This window comes from Kribbella voronezhensis (genome assembly GCF_004365175.1).
GTDB lineage: Bacteria > Actinomycetota > Actinomycetes > Propionibacteriales > Kribbellaceae > Kribbella > Kribbella voronezhensis.
The window spans coordinates 2,445,475-2,463,340 of sequence record NZ_SOCE01000001.1 but is presented as its reverse complement, the minus strand read 5'-3'; the positions used below and the strand labels follow the sequence as shown (position 1 = coordinate 2,463,340).

At 69.4% G+C, this 17,866-nt stretch carries 16 protein-coding genes; 9 read left to right on the top strand and 7 right to left on the bottom strand.

Annotated elements, in window-relative coordinates; all coding sequences use genetic code 11:
- Positions 1-58 precede the first annotated feature (58 nt).
- The 5 genes from EV138_RS11120 (at position 59) to EV138_RS11105 (ending at position 7,975) form a co-directional block, all read left to right on the top strand.
- A complete protein-coding gene (locus EV138_RS11120; protein ID WP_133978375.1) occupies positions 59-916 on the top strand; it encodes a bifunctional methylenetetrahydrofolate dehydrogenase/methenyltetrahydrofolate cyclohydrolase in 858 nt (285 codons plus the stop codon).
- Entirely contained in the window at positions 916-1,185 is a 270-nt protein-coding gene (locus EV138_RS11115) for a DUF3017 domain-containing protein (protein ID WP_133978373.1), read from the top strand. Before EV138_RS11120 ends, EV138_RS11115 begins: the two co-directional genes overlap by 1 nt.
- A gap of 63 nt (positions 1,186-1,248) precedes the next feature.
- Positions 1,249-4,539, top strand: a complete 3,291-nt coding sequence (locus EV138_RS11110; protein WP_133978371.1) for a S8 family serine peptidase — start codon at positions 1,249-1,251, stop codon at positions 4,537-4,539.
- Between the two features lie 123 nt (positions 4,540-4,662).
- The gene (locus tag EV138_RS38375) at positions 4,663-5,916 is read left to right on the top strand and encodes a S8 family serine peptidase (RefSeq protein WP_255513671.1); all 1,254 of its coding nucleotides are present in this window, start codon (positions 4,663-4,665) and stop codon (positions 5,914-5,916) included.
- A gap of 25 nt (positions 5,917-5,941) precedes the next feature.
- On the top strand, positions 5,942-7,975 hold the full coding sequence (locus EV138_RS11105) for a S8 family serine peptidase (protein WP_500778646.1): 2,034 nt from the start codon (positions 5,942-5,944) through the stop codon (positions 7,973-7,975).
- A 55-nt stretch (positions 7,976-8,030) separates the two neighbouring features.
- Here the strand turns inward: EV138_RS11105 and EV138_RS11100 are convergent, their stop codons facing one another.
- Positions 8,031-9,023 carry a malate dehydrogenase gene (locus tag EV138_RS11100; RefSeq protein ID WP_133978367.1) on the bottom strand — a complete coding sequence of 331 codons (993 nt, stop codon included), beginning with the start codon at positions 9,021-9,023 and terminating at the stop codon, positions 8,031-8,033.
- A 136-nt stretch (positions 9,024-9,159) separates the two neighbouring features.
- On the opposite strand from EV138_RS11100, the gene EV138_RS11095 reads away from it, so the two are divergent.
- The 3 genes from EV138_RS11095 to EV138_RS11085 all read left to right on the top strand — a co-directional run bounded on the left by EV138_RS11095 (position 9,160) and on the right by EV138_RS11085 (position 12,309).
- On the top strand, positions 9,160-10,050 hold the full coding sequence (locus tag EV138_RS11095; protein ID WP_133978365.1) for a spermidine synthase: 891 nt from the start codon (positions 9,160-9,162) through the stop codon (positions 10,048-10,050).
- 72 nt (positions 10,051-10,122) lie between these two features.
- Positions 10,123-10,980, top strand: a complete 858-nt coding sequence (locus EV138_RS11090) for an MOSC domain-containing protein (protein WP_133978363.1) — start codon at positions 10,123-10,125, stop codon at positions 10,978-10,980.
- Between the two features lie 30 nt (positions 10,981-11,010).
- On the top strand, positions 11,011-12,309 hold the full coding sequence (locus tag EV138_RS11085; protein WP_133978361.1) for a M1 family metallopeptidase: 1,299 nt from the start codon (positions 11,011-11,013) through the stop codon (positions 12,307-12,309).
- Between the two features lie 202 nt (positions 12,310-12,511).
- Here the strand turns inward: EV138_RS11085 and EV138_RS11080 are convergent, their stop codons facing one another.
- Positions 12,512-12,754 carry a hypothetical protein gene (locus tag EV138_RS11080; protein WP_133978359.1) on the bottom strand — a complete coding sequence of 81 codons (243 nt, stop codon included), beginning with the start codon at positions 12,752-12,754 and terminating at the stop codon, positions 12,512-12,514.
- Positions 12,755-12,761: 7 nt separating this feature from the next.
- Positions 12,762-13,550, bottom strand: a complete 789-nt coding sequence (locus EV138_RS11075; RefSeq protein ID WP_133978357.1) for an MBL fold metallo-hydrolase — start codon at positions 13,548-13,550, stop codon at positions 12,762-12,764.
- Positions 13,551-13,620: 70 nt separating this feature from the next.
- On the opposite strand from EV138_RS11075, the gene EV138_RS11070 reads away from it, so the two are divergent.
- On the top strand, positions 13,621-14,685 hold the full coding sequence (locus EV138_RS11070) for a GlxA family transcriptional regulator (protein WP_133978355.1): 1,065 nt from the start codon (positions 13,621-13,623) through the stop codon (positions 14,683-14,685).
- On the opposite strand, the gene EV138_RS11065 is transcribed toward EV138_RS11070, so the two are convergent.
- The 4 genes from EV138_RS11065 to EV138_RS11050 all read right to left on the bottom strand — a co-directional run bounded on the left by EV138_RS11065 (position 14,584) and on the right by EV138_RS11050 (position 17,816).
- The gene (locus EV138_RS11065; RefSeq protein WP_232828613.1) at positions 14,584-14,880 is read right to left on the bottom strand and encodes a hypothetical protein; all 297 of its coding nucleotides are present in this window, start codon (positions 14,878-14,880) and stop codon (positions 14,584-14,586) included. The genes EV138_RS11070 and EV138_RS11065 overlap by 102 nt on opposite strands.
- A 65-nt stretch (positions 14,881-14,945) precedes the next feature.
- Complete coding sequence (locus EV138_RS11060) at positions 14,946-15,728, bottom strand: CAP domain-containing protein (RefSeq protein WP_238158064.1); 783 nt, start codon at positions 15,726-15,728, stop codon at positions 14,946-14,948.
- Between the two features lie 108 nt (positions 15,729-15,836).
- On the bottom strand, positions 15,837-16,781 hold the full coding sequence (locus EV138_RS11055; protein WP_133978353.1) for a CAP domain-containing protein: 945 nt from the start codon (positions 16,779-16,781) through the stop codon (positions 15,837-15,839).
- A 177-nt stretch (positions 16,782-16,958) separates the two neighbouring features.
- The gene (locus EV138_RS11050; protein ID WP_133978351.1) at positions 16,959-17,816 is read right to left on the bottom strand and encodes a CAP domain-containing protein; all 858 of its coding nucleotides are present in this window, start codon (positions 17,814-17,816) and stop codon (positions 16,959-16,961) included.
- Positions 17,817-17,866 lie beyond the last annotated feature (50 nt).

Below are 17,866 nucleotides of genomic sequence, written 5' to 3'. Positions count from 1 at the left end.
GTTTGTGTCCCAGCTCACCCGGCGACAGGGCCGCCGGGGTGCGTGGGAGGATCGGACCGTGACGGCGGAGATTCTGGACGGCAAGGCGACCGCGGCGGCGATCAAGAGCGAGCTGGCGGTCCGGGTGGCGAAGCTGGCCGAGCAGGGCGTGGTGCCCGGCCTCGGCACGATCCTGGTCGGCGACGACCCCGGCAGCCGGGCGTACGTCGCGGGCAAGCACCGGGACTGCGCCGCGGTCGGGATCGCCTCGATCGAGGTCGAACTGCCCGCTACCGCGACCCAGGACGAGATCGCGGCCAAGGTGATCGAGCTGAACGAGAACCCGGCCTGCACCGGCTTCATCGTCCAGCTCCCGCTGCCGAAGCACGTCGACACCAACGAGATCCTCGGCCTGATCGACCCGGTCAAGGACGCGGACGGTCTGCACCCGGTCAGCCTCGGCAAGCTCGTCCTCGGCCAGGACGGCCCACTGCCCTGTACGCCGAAGGGCTGCGTCGAGATCCTCCGCCGCTACGACGTACCGATCGCCGGGGCGCACGTGGTCGTCGTCGGCCGCGGGGTCACCGCGGGACGCCCGATGGGCCTGCTGTTCACCCGGAAGTCGGAGAACGCGACCGTCACCCAGTGCCACACCGGCACCAAGGATCTCGCCTCGGTCGTCCGGACCGGCGACATCGTGATCGCCGCGGCCGGTTCGGCCGGCCTGATCACCGCCGACATGATCAAGCCGGGCGCCGTCCTGCTCGACGTCGGTACCAGCCGCAGCGCCGAGGGCAAGATCGTCGGCGACATCGAGCCGGCCGCCCGCGAGGTGGCGAGCTGGATCGCGCCGATGCCCGGCGGGATCGGCCCGATGACCCGCGCGATGCTGCTCACCAACGTGGTGGAGGCGGCCGAAGCCGCCGTCGCCGGCTGATGGCGGGCGAGGCGCAGCGCCGCAGCGAATGGCCGCTGGCGTTGTCGGTGATCGTCGCCGCGGCCGGCCTGGTGATCCTCACCTTCTACGACTGGCGCAACGGCATCCTGCTCTTCGCCGGCGGAGTCCTGCTGGCCGGTCTGCTCCGGGCCGCCCTCGGCGACGACGCGGCCGGCCTGCTGCACGTCCGCAGCCGCATGTTCGACGCCGCCCTCCTGCTCGGAGTGGGCGCCACCATTCTGCTGCTGGGCCTGATCGTCCCCAGCTGAGGTCACCCTGGCGCCGGTCCCGCCGCGTTGGAAGAGAGTCCACCCGATGAAAGGACTCTCTTCATGCGCTTCCCGCGTCGAAGAACCGCCGCTGCCGCCAGCGTGATCGCCCTCGCCGCCGCAGGGCTGGCCCAGCCCCAAGTCGCGCATTCCAGCTCCCACCGGCCCACTCCGGCAAGCAGTCACAGGGATTCGTCCCGCAGCGTCACCCTGCTCACCGGTGACACCGTCCAACTCGGCCCGACGGGTCAACCCGAGATCAGGACCCGCCGCAACGGCATCTCGTACGCCGTACAGAAGGTCGCGAACCACCTGTACGTCGTACCGTCGGACGCCGCAGCCCTGCTGAGCCAGGGCAAACTCGACCACCGCCTCTTCGACGTCAGCGCCTTGCTGACAGCAGGACTGGACGATCAGCAGAGCAAGGAGGTCCGGCTCCTGGTCGAGTACTCGCAGCCGACCGGCAGACTCCGCTCGATCAACGCCTCGCCGACCCGCTTCGCCAAGACCGATGCCGCGGCCGGCTGGGCGAACCTGGTCAAGGGGCAACGCCTCGCCGGTTCCGTCCGCAAGATCTGGCTCGACGGCAAGCGCGAGCTCAGCCTGGACAAGTCGGTCCCGCAGATCGGCGCGCCGGAAGCGTGGAAGGCCGGCCTGACTGGCAAGGGCGTCAAGGTCGCCGTCCTCGACAGCGGGATCGACGCCACCCACCCCGACCTGGCCGGCAAGGTGATCGCCACCCAGAACTTCACCCAGGATCCCGCCGGGGACCAGTTCGGCCACGGAACGCACGTCGCCTCGACCATCGCCGGCTCGGGCGCCGCCTCGGGTGGCAGGTACCGGGGTGTCGCGCCGGATGCCGAACTGCTGGACGGCAAGGTCTGCGCGTCCACCTGCTTCGACTCCGACATCCTGGCCGGGATGGAGTGGGCCGTCGCGCAGGGCGCCGACGTCGTCAACCTCAGCCTCGGTGGTACCGATACCCCGGAGATCGATCCGCTCGAGGAGGCGGTCAACCGGCTCAGCTCGCAGGCCCTCTTCGTCGTTGCCTCCGGCAACTGGCCGTACTGCACCAGCCCCCGGTACGGCGTATCGTCGCCCGCCACCGCCGATGCGGCCCTCGCCGTCGCCGCCGTCGACAAGGCCGACGCGTTCGCGGACTTCTCCTGCACCGGACCACGGCTCGGTGATCATGCGATCAAGCCGGACATCACCGCGCCCGGCGTCGACATCGTCGCCGCCCGCGCCAAGGACGGCGTGATCGGCGAGCCGGTCGACGAGAACTACACGAAGCTGTCCGGTACGTCGATGGCCACGCCGCACGTCACCGGCTCGGCCGCGATCCTGGCCCAGCAGCACCCGGACTGGACTCCGGCCGGACTCAAGGCGGCGCTGATGGGCTCGGCGAAGACCAATCCGGACCAGACCCTCTTCCAGCAAGGCGCCGGACGCGTCGACGTCGGCACCGCCACCAGGCAGAGCGTCGCGCCCTTGGAAGGCAGCATCTCCTACCCCGTCCAGACCTGGCCGCACACCGACGACGAGCTGGTGAACAGGACGATCACCTACCAGAACTCCGGTACGGCGGATGTCGACCTGCACTTGGTTGCTCAAAGCAATGATCCGGACGGCCGTCCGGCCGGGACCTTCACGCTCGGCCAGTCCTCGGTGCGTGTCCCCGCGGGCGGCACCGCGAAGGTCACCGTCACCGCGAACACCAAGCTGGACGGTCCCAACGGCTACTACGCCGGGCGGGTGATCGCGACCGCCGGCACGACTCACCTGACCACGGTGCTCTCCGTCGAACGCGAGGCCGAGAGCTACAACCTGACGATCCGGCACCTGGACCGCCAGGGCGGCCCGATCCAGCCGGTGGAGACGGTGGTGGCGTCGCACGACGATTCCGAGGCGTTCGACTTCGCCTACGATCCGGTCAGCGTGGTCCGGCTGCCGAAGGGGAAGTACGTCCTGGACAGCTATATCCGGCTGCCGACGAGCGATGACCGCAAGGACCGGGCGTTCCTGGCGATGCCGGAACTCGACCTGAGCAAGGACACCACAGTGACCTTCGATGCGGCGCAGGCCAAACCGGTCAAGGTCGCGCCACCACGAGCCGATGCCGCGCCGTACTCGATCGAGCTCGGGTTCGCCCGTGGCACGCAGCTCTCCTTCGCCTATCTCACCGGCACGTCCTTCGACGGCCTGGCCACTGCCCAGGTCGGGCCCGCAGTCGCGGGCACGGACTTCGCCAGCACCCTGCTGACCCAGTGGTGCAGACCTGGCGAACCGATGGGCTGTGACGACGCCTCTCCGTATCACTACCTCCTGCAGTGGTTCGTGCCCGGCGAGCTGTACACGGGCTTCGACAAGGCAGTGCGCCCGCAGGATCTGGCCGTCGTCAAGACCGACTACGCGGCCTCCTCGGCGAACGACAGGATGGAGATGGGCCGGTTCGCCAGCCCTCTCGCAGAGCTGCCCGAACAGCCCGTGGGCGGCTTCTCCCTCTTCCCGAAGCTGCCCAGTGAGTCCACCCTGTATCTCCAGGCGAAGGGCATCCGCTGGTCCACGCGGTACCGGGAGATCATCGTCGACCCGGACAGCGGCAACTGGGGCGACGGCACCGAGTTCCGGGCTTCGCCGCGGACCTACCGGGCGGGCAGCACCAGCGTCGAACACTGGAACAAGGGCGTCTTCGGCCCCGGTTTCCCGGCCACCGACCAGCGGCTGTCCGATCCGGACCGCAAGCCCTGGGCCGGTCGCGACGGTGATCACCTGCACACCGATCTACCCTTGTTCACCGACGGTTTCGGGCATGCGGGCTTCTCGCCGACCGACGAGGCCCGAACGACGCTGACGCAAGACGGCAAGGTGATCGCCGAAGCAACCGAGACGGCCGGTGTGCTGACCGCCGACCTGCCGGCAGGCGCCGCGCAGTACCGGCTGGAGGCCGAGGCCAAGCGGAATTCGCAGAACGGCCCGACCAGCGAAGTCAGTGCGGTCTGGACGTTCCGTTCCGGCCGCACTGCTGTGGACAGCGCGCTGCCGTTGTCGGCGGTTCGGTTCAGCCCAGCGCTCGACGACCACAACCGGGCCAAGCCGGGTTGGGTTCCGGTGTCGGTCCAGCGGCAACCTGGTTCGGCGGCGCAACCGGCCAGGACCCTTGCAGTGCAGGTGTCATACGACGAAGGCAAGAGCTGGCAGCCGGCTCCAGTACGACGCCATGGTGCGGCCTGGCAGGTCAAGGTCACCCCGCCGCCCGGTACTGCGTATGTCTCGCTGCGAGCCCAGTCAGCAGACCGGGCCGGCAACACGATCGACCAGACCGTAGTGAAGGCGTTCGCGGTTTCGAGCTGACGACGTCCGCCCTTCTTGCAGAGCACGCCTGTCGGGTGTCCGAAGATTCTCCGGGCACCCGATCTTTTTCACTGCGGGCGGCGTCCCATCAGCGGCTCGATCGACGACCTGGGGAGAAATGAGATGCGAAGCAGGAAGAGGGGGCTGGCGCTCGCGCTGGCGGCAGCGCTGGTGGTGACGATCGCCGGCAACGCATCGGCGGCGCAAGGTGCCACTGGGGAACCGGCGACATGGCCGCCGGGTAACGCGGATCAGGTGGTCACTTTGATCACGGGGGACAAGGTGATCCTGACGGATGGGGACCCGGCGAAGCTGCGCGTGGAGAGAGGGCCGGGACGGGACAAGGTCGTCTTCCGGGTTCTGCGGGACAACAAGGCCGGCCACGTCACCGTGCTGCCGATGGATGTCAGCGCGATGGTGGGCTCCGGCCGGCTCGACCGGCGCCTGTTCGACGTGACCGGCCTGATCCGGATGGGGTACGACGACGCGCACCTCCGGGCGACTCCGTTGATCGTCGAGTACGCCGCCCGGCAGCGATCGGCCAGCGCGTTGCCGGGGGCAACGATCACCCGGCAGTTGCCGGCCGTCGGCGGGGCAGCGGTCCAGGTGCCGAAGAGCGCCTCGGGGGAGTTCCTTGGGCAACTGGACGCCAACGCCCGGTCGGCGGCCGGGATCAGCAAGATCTGGCTGGACGGCAAGGGCAAGGTGCTCCTGGACCAGAGCGTTCCGCAGATCGGTGCACCCGCCGCCTGGAAGGCCGGGTACACGGGCAAGGGCGTCAAGGTGGCGGTGCTCGACACCGGCATCGACAAGACCCACCCCGATCTGAGCACCAGGGTGGTCGGCGGGAAGAACTTCACCAGCGACCCGGCCGGTGACAAGTTCGGGCACGGCACCCACGTCGCCTCGATCATCGCGGGCACGGCGGCCGCCTCGGGCGGGAAGTACAAGGGCGTCGCGCCGGACGCCCAACTGCTGGACGGCAAGGTGTGCGACGGCGAGGGCGGCTGCGAAGAGTCGGCCGTGATCGCCGCGATGCAGTGGGCGGCCGTCGAGCAGAAGGCCAAGGTCGTCAACATGAGTCTGGGCTGGCCGGACACGGCCGAGGTCAATCCGATGGAGGCGGCGCTCAACCGGCTCACCGCCCAGACCGGCACTCTGTTTGTCGTTGCCGCCGGCAACAGTGGACCCGACGCGCAGACGCTGGGCTCACCCGCCAGCGCGGACGCGGCACTCACTGTGGGCGCGGTGGACAAGTCCGACCAGTTGGCAGAGTTCTCCGGCCGCGGACCACGCCTCGGCGACGGCTCCATCAAGCCCGACGTCACCGCGCCCGGCGTCGACATCGTCGCCGCCCGCGCGAAGAACGTCGAGTGACCCGGTCAACCAGTACTACACGAAGCTGTCCGGTACTTCGATGGCGACGCCGCACGTGGTCGGCGCCGCGGCGCTGCTCGCCCAGCAGCACGCCGGCTGGAAGGCGCCCGAATTCAAGGCGGTCCTGATGGGTTCCGCCAAGAAGCTGCCGAACCAGAGTGTGTTCGCGCAAGGAGCGGGCCGGATCGACGTCGCCAAGGCGATCACCGAATCGGTCCTCGGCTCGCCGAGCAGCCTGTCGTTCGGCACGGCGCTGTGGCCGCACACCGACGACAAGCCGGTCGCCAGGCAACTCACCTACCGCAACCTCGGCAAGGCCGCGGTGACGCTGACTCTCAAGCTGACGGCGTCCTCCACGGACGGCAAGCCCGCGCCGGCATCGGCCTTCAAGCTGAGCGCATCCTCGGTGACGATCCCCGCCGGCGGAAGCGCGTCCGTGACTGTCACCTCGAACACCAAGCACAACGGACCCGACGCCCTGTACTCCGGCCAGGTGGTCGCCAAGGCCGGCGCTTCGGTCATCGGCACGCCACTGGCGGTCGACAAGGAGGTCGAGAGCTACGACCTGGTCATTCGCCACATCGGGCCTGACGGCAAGGGGACGGACCAGGGTGACACCTTGCTCTACTCGCTCGACCGGGACTTCGCCACCGAGCTCACGCCCGGCGCGGACGGAGTCGTGAAGCTGCGGCTGCCCAAGGGCAAGTACTTCCTCGACGGCACCGTCGGGGACGCCCAAGGGCGCGTTTACCAGCTTGTCCGGCCTGTCCTGACGCTCGACCGCGCGACGAGTGCACCGGTCGACGCCCGCCAGGCCAAGCCGGTGCGGATGACCTTGCCGCGGGCCGACGCTCGTCTCGGCCAGCTGGAGATCGGCTATCTGCGCGGCCTGTCCGAAGGTGCGGAGAGCAACTCGATCTGGGCGCCGGACCTGGACCAGGTGCGCGTCGGTTCGCTGGGGAAGGCCGCGGCCAAGGATGAGATGCTCTCGTACGTCTCGACCCGGTGGGGCGTGCCCAAGCCCGACGGGCAGTTCCTCGATTCGCCGTACAGCTACAACCTGTTGCAGGGGAAGCAGGGCAGCTACTTCTCGGGGTACAACAGGATCGTTCGGGACAAGGAGCTGGCCAAGGTGGTCACGCGGTACGCGGCGGACCAACCGGGACTGCTGGCTCTGGACCAGCGGTTCGGGACCCTGCCGGGGGCGGGTCTCAGCAGCTCGGGGCAGACCTTCGCGTACTCGAGGCCCGGTCAGGCCACGCATTATCTGGACACCGCGGTGGGGACGACCTGGTCCGCCATGGTCGACACCGTCAAGCCGGACAGCGGTGACGGCCGATGGCTGATCAACCACGTCGCGTACGACCGGCCCTATCAGGCCGGCCGGACCTACTCCGAACGCTGGGGTGCCGCGGTCGCCGTACCGGATGTCGCCGACGGTGGCTCGACCCGGACCGGTAACACGATCAACGTCTATGTCCAGCCGAACGCCGACGCGGACGGTCACTCCGGTGACTCCCTCGAGGTGGACAAGGCGTCGATCAAGCTGTTCCGCAACGGGAAGCTGATCGGCTCGGACACCAGCCCGGGGCAGCTGTCCGTCGAAGATGTTGCCGCAGGCAAGGGTTCGTTCCGGCTCGAGTCGTCGCAGGTGCGGTCGCTGCTGCAGCTGGCGACCCAGCTGAGCACGGTCTGGACGTTCAGCTCGCAGGACACCGGGAGCAAGGAAGTCGCCCTGCCGCTCTGGGCGGTGCGGCCGCGGCCCGCGGTGGACCTGAACAACTCCGTGGCCCGGCAGCCGCTCTCGATCCTGCCGCTCGACGTCGTCAGCCAGCCGGGCGCGAAGGTGGGCGCGGTGAAGCAGGTGACGCTGCAGGTCTCCGGCGACGGCGGCAAGACCTGGACGAAGGCGTCCGTCGTACGGACACCGAAGTCCGGCTACAAGGCGTTCTTCCGTACGCCGGCCGGGGCGAAGCTGATCTCGCTCCGGTCGACGCTGGCCGACCGGGACGGCAACACGGTCAGCCAGTCCGTGCTCAACGCGTACCGGATTCGCTGAGAAAGACGAAACGCCCGGCCGGGAGGATCTCCCGGCCGGGCGTTGTCAGGTGTGACTAGCCGAGCAGGTTGAGCGCCTGCACCGCGTCGCGCTCCTCGCCGAGCTCCTGGGTGCTGGCGTCGATCTTGCCGCGGGAGAAGTCGTTGATCTCCAGGCCCTGGACGATCTCCCAGTTGCCGTCCTTGGTGGTCACCGGGAACGACGAGATGAGGCCCTCCGGGACGCCGTACGAGCCGTCGGAGACGACTGCCATCGACAGCCAGTCGCCGTCGGCCGAGCCGCGCAGCCAGTCACGGGTGTGGTCGATCGTGGCGGCCGCGGCCGAGGCGGCCGAGGAGGCGCCGCGGGCCTCGATGATCGCCGCGCCGCGCTTCTGCACGGTGGGCAGGAAGTCGTTCTCGATCCAGTTCTGGTCGTTGACGACCTCGGCGGCGTTCTTGCCGCCGACCTCGGCGTGGAAGATGTCCGGGTACTGCGTGGCGCTGTGGTTGCCCCAGATCGTCAGCTTCTTGAGGTCGGTCACGTGGGTGCCGGTCTTCTTCGCGAGCTGCGCGAGCGCGCGGTTGTGGTCCAGCCGGGTCAGCGCGGAGAACCGCTCGGCCGGGATGTCCGGCGCGTTGCTCTTGGCGATCAGCGCGTTGGTGTTGGCCGGGTTGCCGGTCACGGTGATCCGGATGTCGTCCGCGGCGTGGTCGTTCAGCGCCTTGCCCTGAACGGTGAAGATCGCGCCGTTGGCCTCGAGCAGGTCGCCGCGCTCCATGCCCTTGGTGCGCGGGCGGGCGCCGACCAGCAGGGCGACGTTCGCGCCGTCGAAGATGGTGTTGGCGTCGTCGCCGATCTCGATCCCGGCCAGGGCCGGGAACGCGCAGTCGTCGAGCTCCATCACGACACCCTCGAGTGCCTTCAGTGCCGGCGTGATCTCCAGCAGCCGCAGCTCGACCGGGGTGTCCGGCCCGAGCAGGGCACCGCTGGCGATGCGGAACAGCAGGCTGTAGCCGATCTGGCCGGCGGCGCCGGTGACGGCGACCTTCACGGGTGTAGTGCTCACGACATCGCTCCTCAGAGGTTTTCGACGGACTTGCCTTCGGACGCTAGCAAGTCGCCCGCCCGTGGGCGACGGTGGGTCCGGTGATCCACACCACCCGGTCACGCTCCGCGTTCCGGCGTACTGCGAAACTCGGGGGATGGAACGCAAGGTCGGTAGTGGGGTCGCGACCGTCGAGGCCGAGGCCGACGGGACCTTCGTCCTGCGGGTCGACGGGTCGCTGCAGTCGCAGGTCGATCTCGCCGACCCGGCGAATCTCTGTTTCGAGTACGTCCGCCGGATCGGTGACGTGCTCGACGCCGTGGCCGAACGCCGGCAGCCGATCTCGGTGCTGCACATCGGTGGGGCTGGGTTGACGCTGGCCCGGTACGTCGCCGCGACCCGGCCGCGGTCGCGGCAGATCGTGCTGGAGCCGGACGAGGACCTGACCGAGTTCGTCCGCGAGACGCTGCCGCTGCCGAAGCGGGCGGGCATCAAGGTCCGGCCGGTCACCGGGCGGGCCGGGATCGCGGCGGTCTACCCGGATTCGGTCGACGTGGTGATCGTCGACGCCTTCGTCCACGAGGCGGTCCCGGCGAACCTCGTCACCGCCGAGTTCGTCGCCGAGTGCGCCCGCGTACTGCGCCCCGCCGGCCTGCTGGTGTTCAACCTCATCGACGGCTCCGCGGGCCTCACTTTCGTCCGCCGAGTAGCCGCCACCCTCCGCACCCACCTCACTCCACCCGCCGGGGGGAGTGAGGGTGCCGGCCCGCCGGCCCGCCTCAGCGGCGCGGCGGAGTCTCGCCCGCCTGGCGGGGCGGGGTTCGGGGTGGTGCTGGCCGAGCGGAAGGTGTTGCGGGGGAAAGGGTTCGGGAACGTGGTGCTGGTGGGGTCGGCACAGCCGGTGCCGGAGCTGTCCGACGCGGGGCGGCGCGCGCAACCGCCGTACGAGGTGCTGCCGCTGGCTGAGCTGGCGGGGAAGGCCGAGCCGCTCACCGACGCCGACGGATTCACCACGCCGGCCGCGCCCGCGGGGACCTTCGGGCGCTGAACCGGACAAAGCGGTGTCAGCTTTCCGGGGTGCGACCCCCGGCCGGCCGGCGCGCCAAGGTAATTTTGCGGGGTGTCCACAGCCAAGGTTGCCGCGCTGAACTACTACCCGGTGAAGGGTCTGGCCGGGGTGTCGGTCGAGCAGGCCGAAGTGACGCCGACCGGGCTCCTGCACGACCGCAGCTTCATGCTGGTCGACCCCGAAGGCACCTTCCTCAGCCAGCGAACCGTTCCCGCGATGGCGCCGCTGAAGGTGCACGTCCTCGGCGACTCCCTGCGGCTGACCGCCGACGGCGCCGACGACCTCGAAGTACCGATCCGGTACGACGGTAAGCGGCGCGACGTGAGCCTGTTCAACAAGTGGTTCGGCGCCGGTGTCGTTCAGGACCCGGCCGCGGACGAGTGGTTCTCCGAGCGTCTCGGGCGGCGCACAGGGTTGGTCCGGGTGACGCCCGAGCACGAGCGCCCCGGCTGGGGCGTGCACAAGGGGCAGACCGGCTTCGGTGACGCGCATGCTCTGCTGATCACGTCGCTGTCGTCGCTCGACGGGTTGAACGAGCGAATCGTGGAGCGCGGCGGCACCCCGATCCCGATGAACCGCTTCCGGCCGAACCTCGTCATCGCGGGCTGGCACGAGCCGCACACCGAGGACCGCGTACTACGTGCGTCGGCCGGCGAGGTCGACTTCGGGTACGCCGCCCGGGCGATCCGGTGCGCCGTGCCGACCGTCGACCAGGCGACCGGCCGCAAGAGCGGACCCGAGCCGACGCGCACGCTCGCGACGTACCGGCGGCAACCCGACTACGGCGGCGGGGTCAGCTTCGGGATGAAGGCGGCCGTGCTCAAGCCGGGCACCATCCACGTCGGCGATGAGATCTTGGTACACGATTGGTTGCCGACGGGACCTGATCCGGCGCCGCTGACTCGGTAACCTGCGACTCCACCGACCTGTGGAGTCGCCATGCGCCGGATCGTTCTGCTGGTTGTCATTTCCTTGCTCGCGGCCCCTTTGTCTCTTGCTGTTGCTGCCAGCAACGACAGACCGCGGTACGACGTGCAGCTCAGCACCGACGCCAGTGGCGTGACGTGGACCGGGCGCGAGCGGGTGACCTTCACGAACACCTCGGCGAGCTCGTTGTCCGAGATCTATCTGCGGTTGTGGGGCAACGCATGGGACGGCTGCAGCTCGTCACCGGTTCGATTGAGCCACTTCTCGGGCGGCACACCTCGTACGGCGAGCGTCGTGTGCACCGCCTTGCCGGTGACTCTCGCGCAACCAGTTGCCTCCGGCAAGCAAGTCTCCATCGCCTTCGACCTCAGCATCACCGCGCCGGACCGGGCTGAGAAGTTCGGCCGGTCCGGCGCCTACAGCTTCTTCGGCAACGCCCTGCCGGTGCTGGCGATCCGCGACCAGGCCGGCTGGCATCTCGAACCGGATGTCGGGATCGGCGAGAGCTACTACGCGCCGGCCGCCGACTTCGCCGTACGGCTGGATCATCCCGCCTCGTTACAGGTTCCCGCGACCGGGATCGAATCGGGCGGCTTGATCACCGCCAAGCAGGTGCGCGACTTCGCCTGGGCCGCCGGGCCGTTCGAGCACTCGGAGCTGACCTCGCCGGGTGGCGTGAAGGTCCGCACCTTTTGGACCTCAGTGGTGACGCCGGGTGCTGTCGCCACCGCGCGAACCGGAGCCGTCGCCGCGGCCGACGACTTCGGCCGCCGCTTCGGCACCTACCCGTACGGCGAACTCGACCTGGTGCTCAACGACAAGTGGGCCGCCTTCAGTGGGATGGAGTACCCGGGCTTCGTGCTGCTCGTCGCTCCGCCGTACGGCGAAAGCGCCGCGGTCCACGAGGTGGCGCACCAGTGGTGGTACGGCATCGTCGGCAACAACGAGTACGCCGATCCCTGGCTGGACGAGTCGTTCGCTGTCTACTCCGCCGACCTCCTCGCCGGCGACACCAAGCCCGACTGCTGGCCGGCCTCCTTGGCAACCTCGATCACCAACTCGATGGCCTACTGGAAAGCCCACCCGACCAGCTACGGCACCTACGTCTACACCTACGGCGCCTGCATGCTCCACGACCTCACCCGCCTGATCGGCCCCCAAGCCATGGCCACTCTCCTGAAGACCTACGCCCGCACCCACTGGTACGGCATCGCCACCCCCACAACCTTCAAACAAGCCGCCCAATCCGCGACGACTATCGACCTGACGCCTTTCTGGCGGCAACACGGCATGAGGTTCGCGACCCAATGACCGACTGATCGCGAGGCGGTGCCGCGGCGGAGGCGCACTACCGGGCGGCGGTCGAGACCGGCGACGAGAAGCAGCGCGGCTGGGCCGAGTACCACTGGGCCGTCCTGCTCGACAACATCGACGAGGACTTCGCCGGCGCCCTGCCGCGGTACCGGACGGCTCTCGAGATCGCGACGAAGTCCGGCGACGGCTACTTCGAGTCCTACATCATCCGGCACCTCGCCCATCTGCAGGAGCCGGCCGAGGAGATCTCGATGCTGCGCCGCTCACTCCACTTGCGGGCCGCGCTCGGCGCCCGCCCGCAGACCATCGCCGCGCAGCCGCCCTCGCCGAAAGTCTGCCCGAAGACGACCCCGAGCGTGCCGAGTTCCTGCGGATCTTCCGCCCGGGTGCGGACGAACTGCGCATCGGCTGGCTCGTGTCGAAGAACTGACCCGGTAAGCATCGATGCGCTAGAGCTCCATCGCCACGCCGGCGACCGGGAGGTGGAGGCGGGTGGCGAGGTTGGCGGTGGTGAAGGTTTTGGCGAGGTGGGCGGGGCCTTCGCTGAAGTGGGCCCAGCCTTCGGTGTGGACCGGGACGATGACGGCTGGGGTCAGGAGGCGGGCTGCTTCGACCGCGGCCTCGGAGGTGAGGGTGAGCGGCGCGCCGTCCAGCAGAGGGGTGCGGGCGGCGCCGGCGAAGAGGACCGCGACGTCCACCGAGCCGGCCTTGACGCCCGGGATGGTGCCGGCGGCGAGGCGGGCGACGAGGTCATCGACCAGGTCGACCGAGGCGTTGTCGCCGGAAACGTAGACGGTCGGGAGGTCGTCGCCGGTCAGCAGGAAGCCGGTGACGATCCCGGTCACCGGCTCGCAGCCTTCCGGGCCGTGCCGAGCGGGGAGGCCGGTCACCGTGAGGACGCCGCCGTCCGGGCGGGGGAGCTCGACCGATGCCCAGTTCTCCAGGCCCTGCACGCCGGGGATCCGCTCTGCGGCGGCCGTCGTCGACAACACCTTCGGAACACTCGCCAGCAGCTCCCGGCCGGACTCGTCCAGGTTGTCCTTGTGCTGGTCGTGCGAAAGCAGAACGGCGTCGATCGGCCCGAGTTCCGCGATCTCCAGGGCCGGTCCGGTCAGCTTGGTCATCACGCGGCCGGGCAGGTGGTACTCGCGGGGCTGGTCGAACGCGGGGTCGGTCAGCAGGGAGAGGCCGCCGATGCTGAGCAGGGCGGTCGGTCCGCCGATGTGAGTGAGCTTCATGGCTTCATCCTTCCGGCTGGGACCGTCGCTCACCATTGGCCCGAGGGACATGCTTGCTTAAGATCGGGCCATGCGTTCGGTAGCGGTCCTCGCGTACGACGGGATGAGCCCCTTCCATCTGTCCGTGCCCTGCCTGGTGCTCGGCGACCGCCTCGGCGGCGAGCGCCAGTACGACGTACGGGTCTGTGCCGAGCAACCCGGGCGGCTCGGGACCAATGCCGGCTTCGACCTGCACGTCGAGCAGGGCCTTGCGGCGATGGAGAACGCGGACGTGGTGATCCTGCCCAGCTGGGAGCCGAACCTGGAGCCGTCCGATGCCCTCGTCGAGGCGATCCGGAGTGCGCACGCACGGGGCGCGACAGTGGTCGGCCTGTGTCTGGGAGCGTTCCTGGTCGCGGCGAGTGGGATCGCGGACGGCCGCGAGGTGGTGACGCATTGGCGATGGGCGGATCAGTTGGCCGCGCGGTACCCCGGGATCGACGTACGGGCCGACGTGCTCTGGTCGGATCTCGGTGACCTACTCACCTCAGCCGGTACGGCCGCTTCGCTCGACTGCTGTCTGCACCTGCTGCGCACCCACCACGGCCTGGAGTTGGCGGAGCGGGTGGCGCGGACGATCGTGGTGGCGCCGTACCGGAGCGGGTCGCAGGCGCAGTACATCCCGGCCCCGATGCCGCCCGATCCGGCCGACGACGTGATCGAACGAGCGATGGTGTGGGCGCGGTCGCGGCTCGACCAGCCGGTGTCACTGGACGAGTGGGCAGCCTCGGTCGCGTTGTCGCGGCGTACGTTCACCCGGCAGTTCCGGGCCAGGACTGGCAGCAGTGGACAGGCCTGGTTGCTGCGGCAGCGGCTGGACCGAGCGAGGCTGCTGCTGGAGACCACGGACCACCCGGTCGAGCGGGTCGCGGCCGAGAGCGGTTTCGGCAGCAGCGCCGCGCTCCGGCATCACTTCCACCTGGTGTTCGGTACGACGCCGCAACGGCATCGCCAGGAGTTCGCGATGCCCAGGGACGGCCGTGGACTGTTGGGGTCAGAGCAGCAGCAGGAGCGTGTACAGCGCCGGGGCCGCGAAGGTGACCAGCAGGATCCACGCCATCATCTTGTGGCCGGGCTTGGCGCCGTCCAGCGATGAGGCGAAGTGCACCACCGCACCCTCTTCGGTATGGCGGCTGAGGCCGATCCGGCGGGCGTCCTCCGGTCGCCGGTCGGGACGCTCGTCCGCGAGGGCATCGGGTGGGATGCCGTAGAGCGCAGGCCGGGCCGCATCGAGGTCGTCACGCTCGCCGTACATCCGGCCTCCCGCCAAGGTGGATGGAACTTCCTCCATGGTCGCACCAAACACCACCACAGCGGCCCGACGTCGCCGAGCCGCCGTGCTGGGTAGTCGAGCCGCTACTGGAAGTCAGCCACCCAGGCGACCCTGGTGTGGTTGCTGCAGAACAACAGGAAGCACGTCTGGTACTTCGCTGTGTCGCGGCCGACGCCGAGTTCCCGCAGACCGCAGTTGAGCAGCGTGCTCGAGCTCCGGCTCTTCAGCCGATCGAACGCTGCCTGCGCGGACATGTCCTCGCCACCGGCCGACGCCTTGGACTGTTCGGTGGAGGAGACGTCGCCGGTGTCCGCCCGATCGACGGCCTCATTGCGGGCATTGCCGGTCAGGTTGCTGTCGCGGGCCAGCGGTGCGCAGCCGTTCTGCACCCGCGCGTCGTCGATCAGCGAGAACAACTGCTGCTCGTCGGCGGTCATGCTGCCGTCGTCGGCCGGTGGCTGCGTCGTCGTCTTGCTGGGGACCGGCGTCGGCGTGGTGCTGTGCGAGTCCCCGCCGCGGGTCGGCTCGACCGGCGGTGTGCTCGCCTGGTCGCCCGGGCCGTTCGTCGGCACGGTCGTCGGGTGAGTCGAGGGCGTCCTCGTCGGGTCGTCGCCGGGAGTTGGTGTGGCGGACGGCGTACGGGTCGGTTTGGTCGGCGTCGCGGGTGGCGTCGGCGTACTGGGCGACGGTGTGTCGCTGGTGTGCACCACCGGCTCGTTGGAGGCGGTGATGTAGGTGTCGTCGTCCCTGGTGACGTACGGGATCGAGGCGTCGGCCTGGTCCGACTGCGGTTCGTGCAACAGGATCCAGGAGATCGGAGTGATGACCAGGATGACGGTGCCGATCGCGACCAGCGTCCGCTTCACCCTGGACGGTGTTTCAGCGGCTCGACGGCCGCGCCGGGCTCGTGTGGCGCCGGGTGCTGACATTGCTTGGTGTTCCCTTCACGGTCGCCGTCCCCCGAGGCGAAGAGGTCAGTTGCGGCCGAAGTCCTGAACCCAGCTGCCCGGTCCCCACTCGGACTTCACCTGGCCCGGGTCGTACCCGATGCCGATCCGGTTGAACCTGCAGTTCAGGATGTTCGCGCGGTGCCCGTCGCTGTTCATCCAGGCGTTGAACACCTTCTGCGCGGTGCTGTAGCCGGCGGCGATGTTCTCGCCCCAGCCGGAGCCATGCCAGCCGGCCGCGGCCATCCGGTCGCCGGGGTCCTGACCGTCCGGGTTGGTGTGGTCCATGTAGTGCCTGCGGACCATGTCGGAGGCGTGCTTGCCGGCTGCCTCGACCAGGCTGTCGTCCAGCGACAACGGGCCACAGCCCTGGTTGCGCCGGGCCGCGTTGGTCAGGTCGAGGACCTCACGCTCCTCGGCGCTGGTGCCGCCACCACCGGCCGGCGGAGGCGGCGGGTCGTCCGGGGTTTGGGTGGCCGTGACCGTCTTCGTCGGCGTGCCGGTCGTCTTCGGCGGTTTCGGCGGCTTCGGCTTGCCTTCGATCGTCCGCGGCGCCTTCGGCGTGACGGTCACCGTGGTGACCTCGCCCGGCGTCGAGGTCGGCCCGCCTGAGGGAGTGGTGCTCGCGGTGGACTCGGCCGACCCGAGCTGCGGTGTACCGGACGGAGTGATCGTGGTGGTGACACCGTTCGGCAGGGTCGCGGTGACGGTGACCTGCCGGCCCGGCTTCTTGCCGGCGATCGTGCTGGTGTCGTCGACAGCGGCCGGGCCGGAGTCGTCCTGGGAGATGTTCAGGACCTTGGTGTCGTCCGTGGCGACGGCGGAGCCGTCATGCGCCGTGACCAGCCAGACCACCGGTCCGATGGCCAGCAGCACCGACAGCGCGCTGACGATCGGGCCGACCAGGCCTCGTCGCTTCTTCGGCGCGGCTCGTCGACCGCGGTGTCGCCCAGGGGTTGGCGATTCCGTCATGGGTGGGCGAATCCTCTTCAGTTCGTCGTACCGGAAGTCCGTCGTTCCCCGTCGTTCGTTGCCAGGCCCCCCTGGTTACCGAACAGTGACCCTAACCGATGCGCGAGGTCACCGTTACGCCTCGGTAAGGCGTCTTAACGATCACCGAAGGTTGGCCCGGAAACGTGCCGCGACCGGTCAGCCGCCGAAGTCCTGGACCCAGCTTCCGTTGCCCCATTCGGGTTTGACCTGCCCGCTGTCGTAGCCGATGCCGATCATCGTGTACGAGCAGTTGAGGATGTTGCGACGGTGTCCCTCGCTGTGCATCCAGCCGTCCACCACGGCCGCCGCGCTGCTGTACCCGACGGCGATGTTCTCCGCCATCGCGCCGCCGGTGAACCCGGCCGCCTTCATCCGGTCGAACGGGCTGCGGCCGTCCTGGCTGTTGTGGTCGAAGAAGTGGTGCACGACCATGTCGGTCGCGTGCAGGTCGGCCGCGCGGGTCAGCGCGCTGTTCGTCCGCAGCGGTCCGCAGCCGGCCTTCGCGCGCTCGTTGTTCGTGAGCGCCAGGACCTGCGCCTCCTTCGAACCACTCGGCACCGGCGGCTTCGTCGTCGGCTTGGTCGTCGGCTTGGTGGTGTGGCTGGTCTCGGTCGGCGTCGGCCGGGGCGTCCTGGTGGCGTGCCGGCTCGGAGCCGTCGTCGACCGCGTCGGCGTCGGTGTCGCGCTGGGGGTCTTGCTCGGCGTCTTCGACGGCGTCGGCGTGGGCTTAGGGGTGGGCGTCGGCGTTACGTCGTCCGTCGGGGGAGTACTCACCTCGTCGGTCACCACCGACGTCAGCGGATCGTGCTGTCCGGTGGCGACCGCGTCCTTGCCGTCACGCGTCACGTACCAGCCACCGGCGGCGACCAGACTCAGGACCGCCAGAGCTCCGACGATCGGCCCAGCGACACCACGCTTGCGTCGACGGTGACCTCTGGGTTCCTCACTGCTGTAGTCGTCGGGCCCGTTCTCCGAAGGAAAGAAGGGGTTCTGGCCGTTGGGCGGGTTCGTCACGCGAGGGACCGTAGCGGATCCCGTCGCCGACCACGAGACTTCGTGAGCTA

Excerpts from the sequence above, each read along its gene's own strand:
- EV138_RS11070 (WP_133978355.1), top strand. The coding sequence starts at position 13,621 with ATGCGTTCGGTAGCGGTCCTCGCGTACGACGGGATGAGCCCCTTCCAT.
- EV138_RS11080 (WP_133978359.1), bottom strand. The coding sequence starts at position 12,754 with ATGCTTACCGGGTCAGTTCTTCGACACGAGCCAGCCGATGCGCAGTTC.
- EV138_RS11095 (WP_133978365.1), top strand. The coding sequence starts at position 9,160 with ATGGAACGCAAGGTCGGTAGTGGGGTCGCGACCGTCGAGGCCGAGGCC.
- EV138_RS38375 (WP_255513671.1), top strand. The coding sequence starts at position 4,663 with ATGCGAAGCAGGAAGAGGGGGCTGGCGCTCGCGCTGGCGGCAGCGCTG.
- EV138_RS11115 (WP_133978373.1), top strand. The coding sequence starts at position 916 with ATGGCGGGCGAGGCGCAGCGCCGCAGCGAATGGCCGCTGGCGTTGTCG.
- EV138_RS11055 (WP_133978353.1), bottom strand. The coding sequence starts at position 16,781 with ATGACGGAATCGCCAACCCCTGGGCGACACCGCGGTCGACGAGCCGCG.
- EV138_RS11075 (WP_133978357.1), bottom strand. The coding sequence starts at position 13,550 with ATGAAGCTCACTCACATCGGCGGACCGACCGCCCTGCTCAGCATCGGC.
- EV138_RS11065 (WP_232828613.1), bottom strand. The coding sequence starts at position 14,880 with ATGGAGGAAGTTCCATCCACCTTGGCGGGAGGCCGGATGTACGGCGAG.
- EV138_RS11085 (WP_133978361.1), top strand. The coding sequence starts at position 11,011 with ATGCGCCGGATCGTTCTGCTGGTTGTCATTTCCTTGCTCGCGGCCCCT.
- EV138_RS11110 (WP_133978371.1), top strand. The coding sequence starts at position 1,249 with ATGCGCTTCCCGCGTCGAAGAACCGCCGCTGCCGCCAGCGTGATCGCC.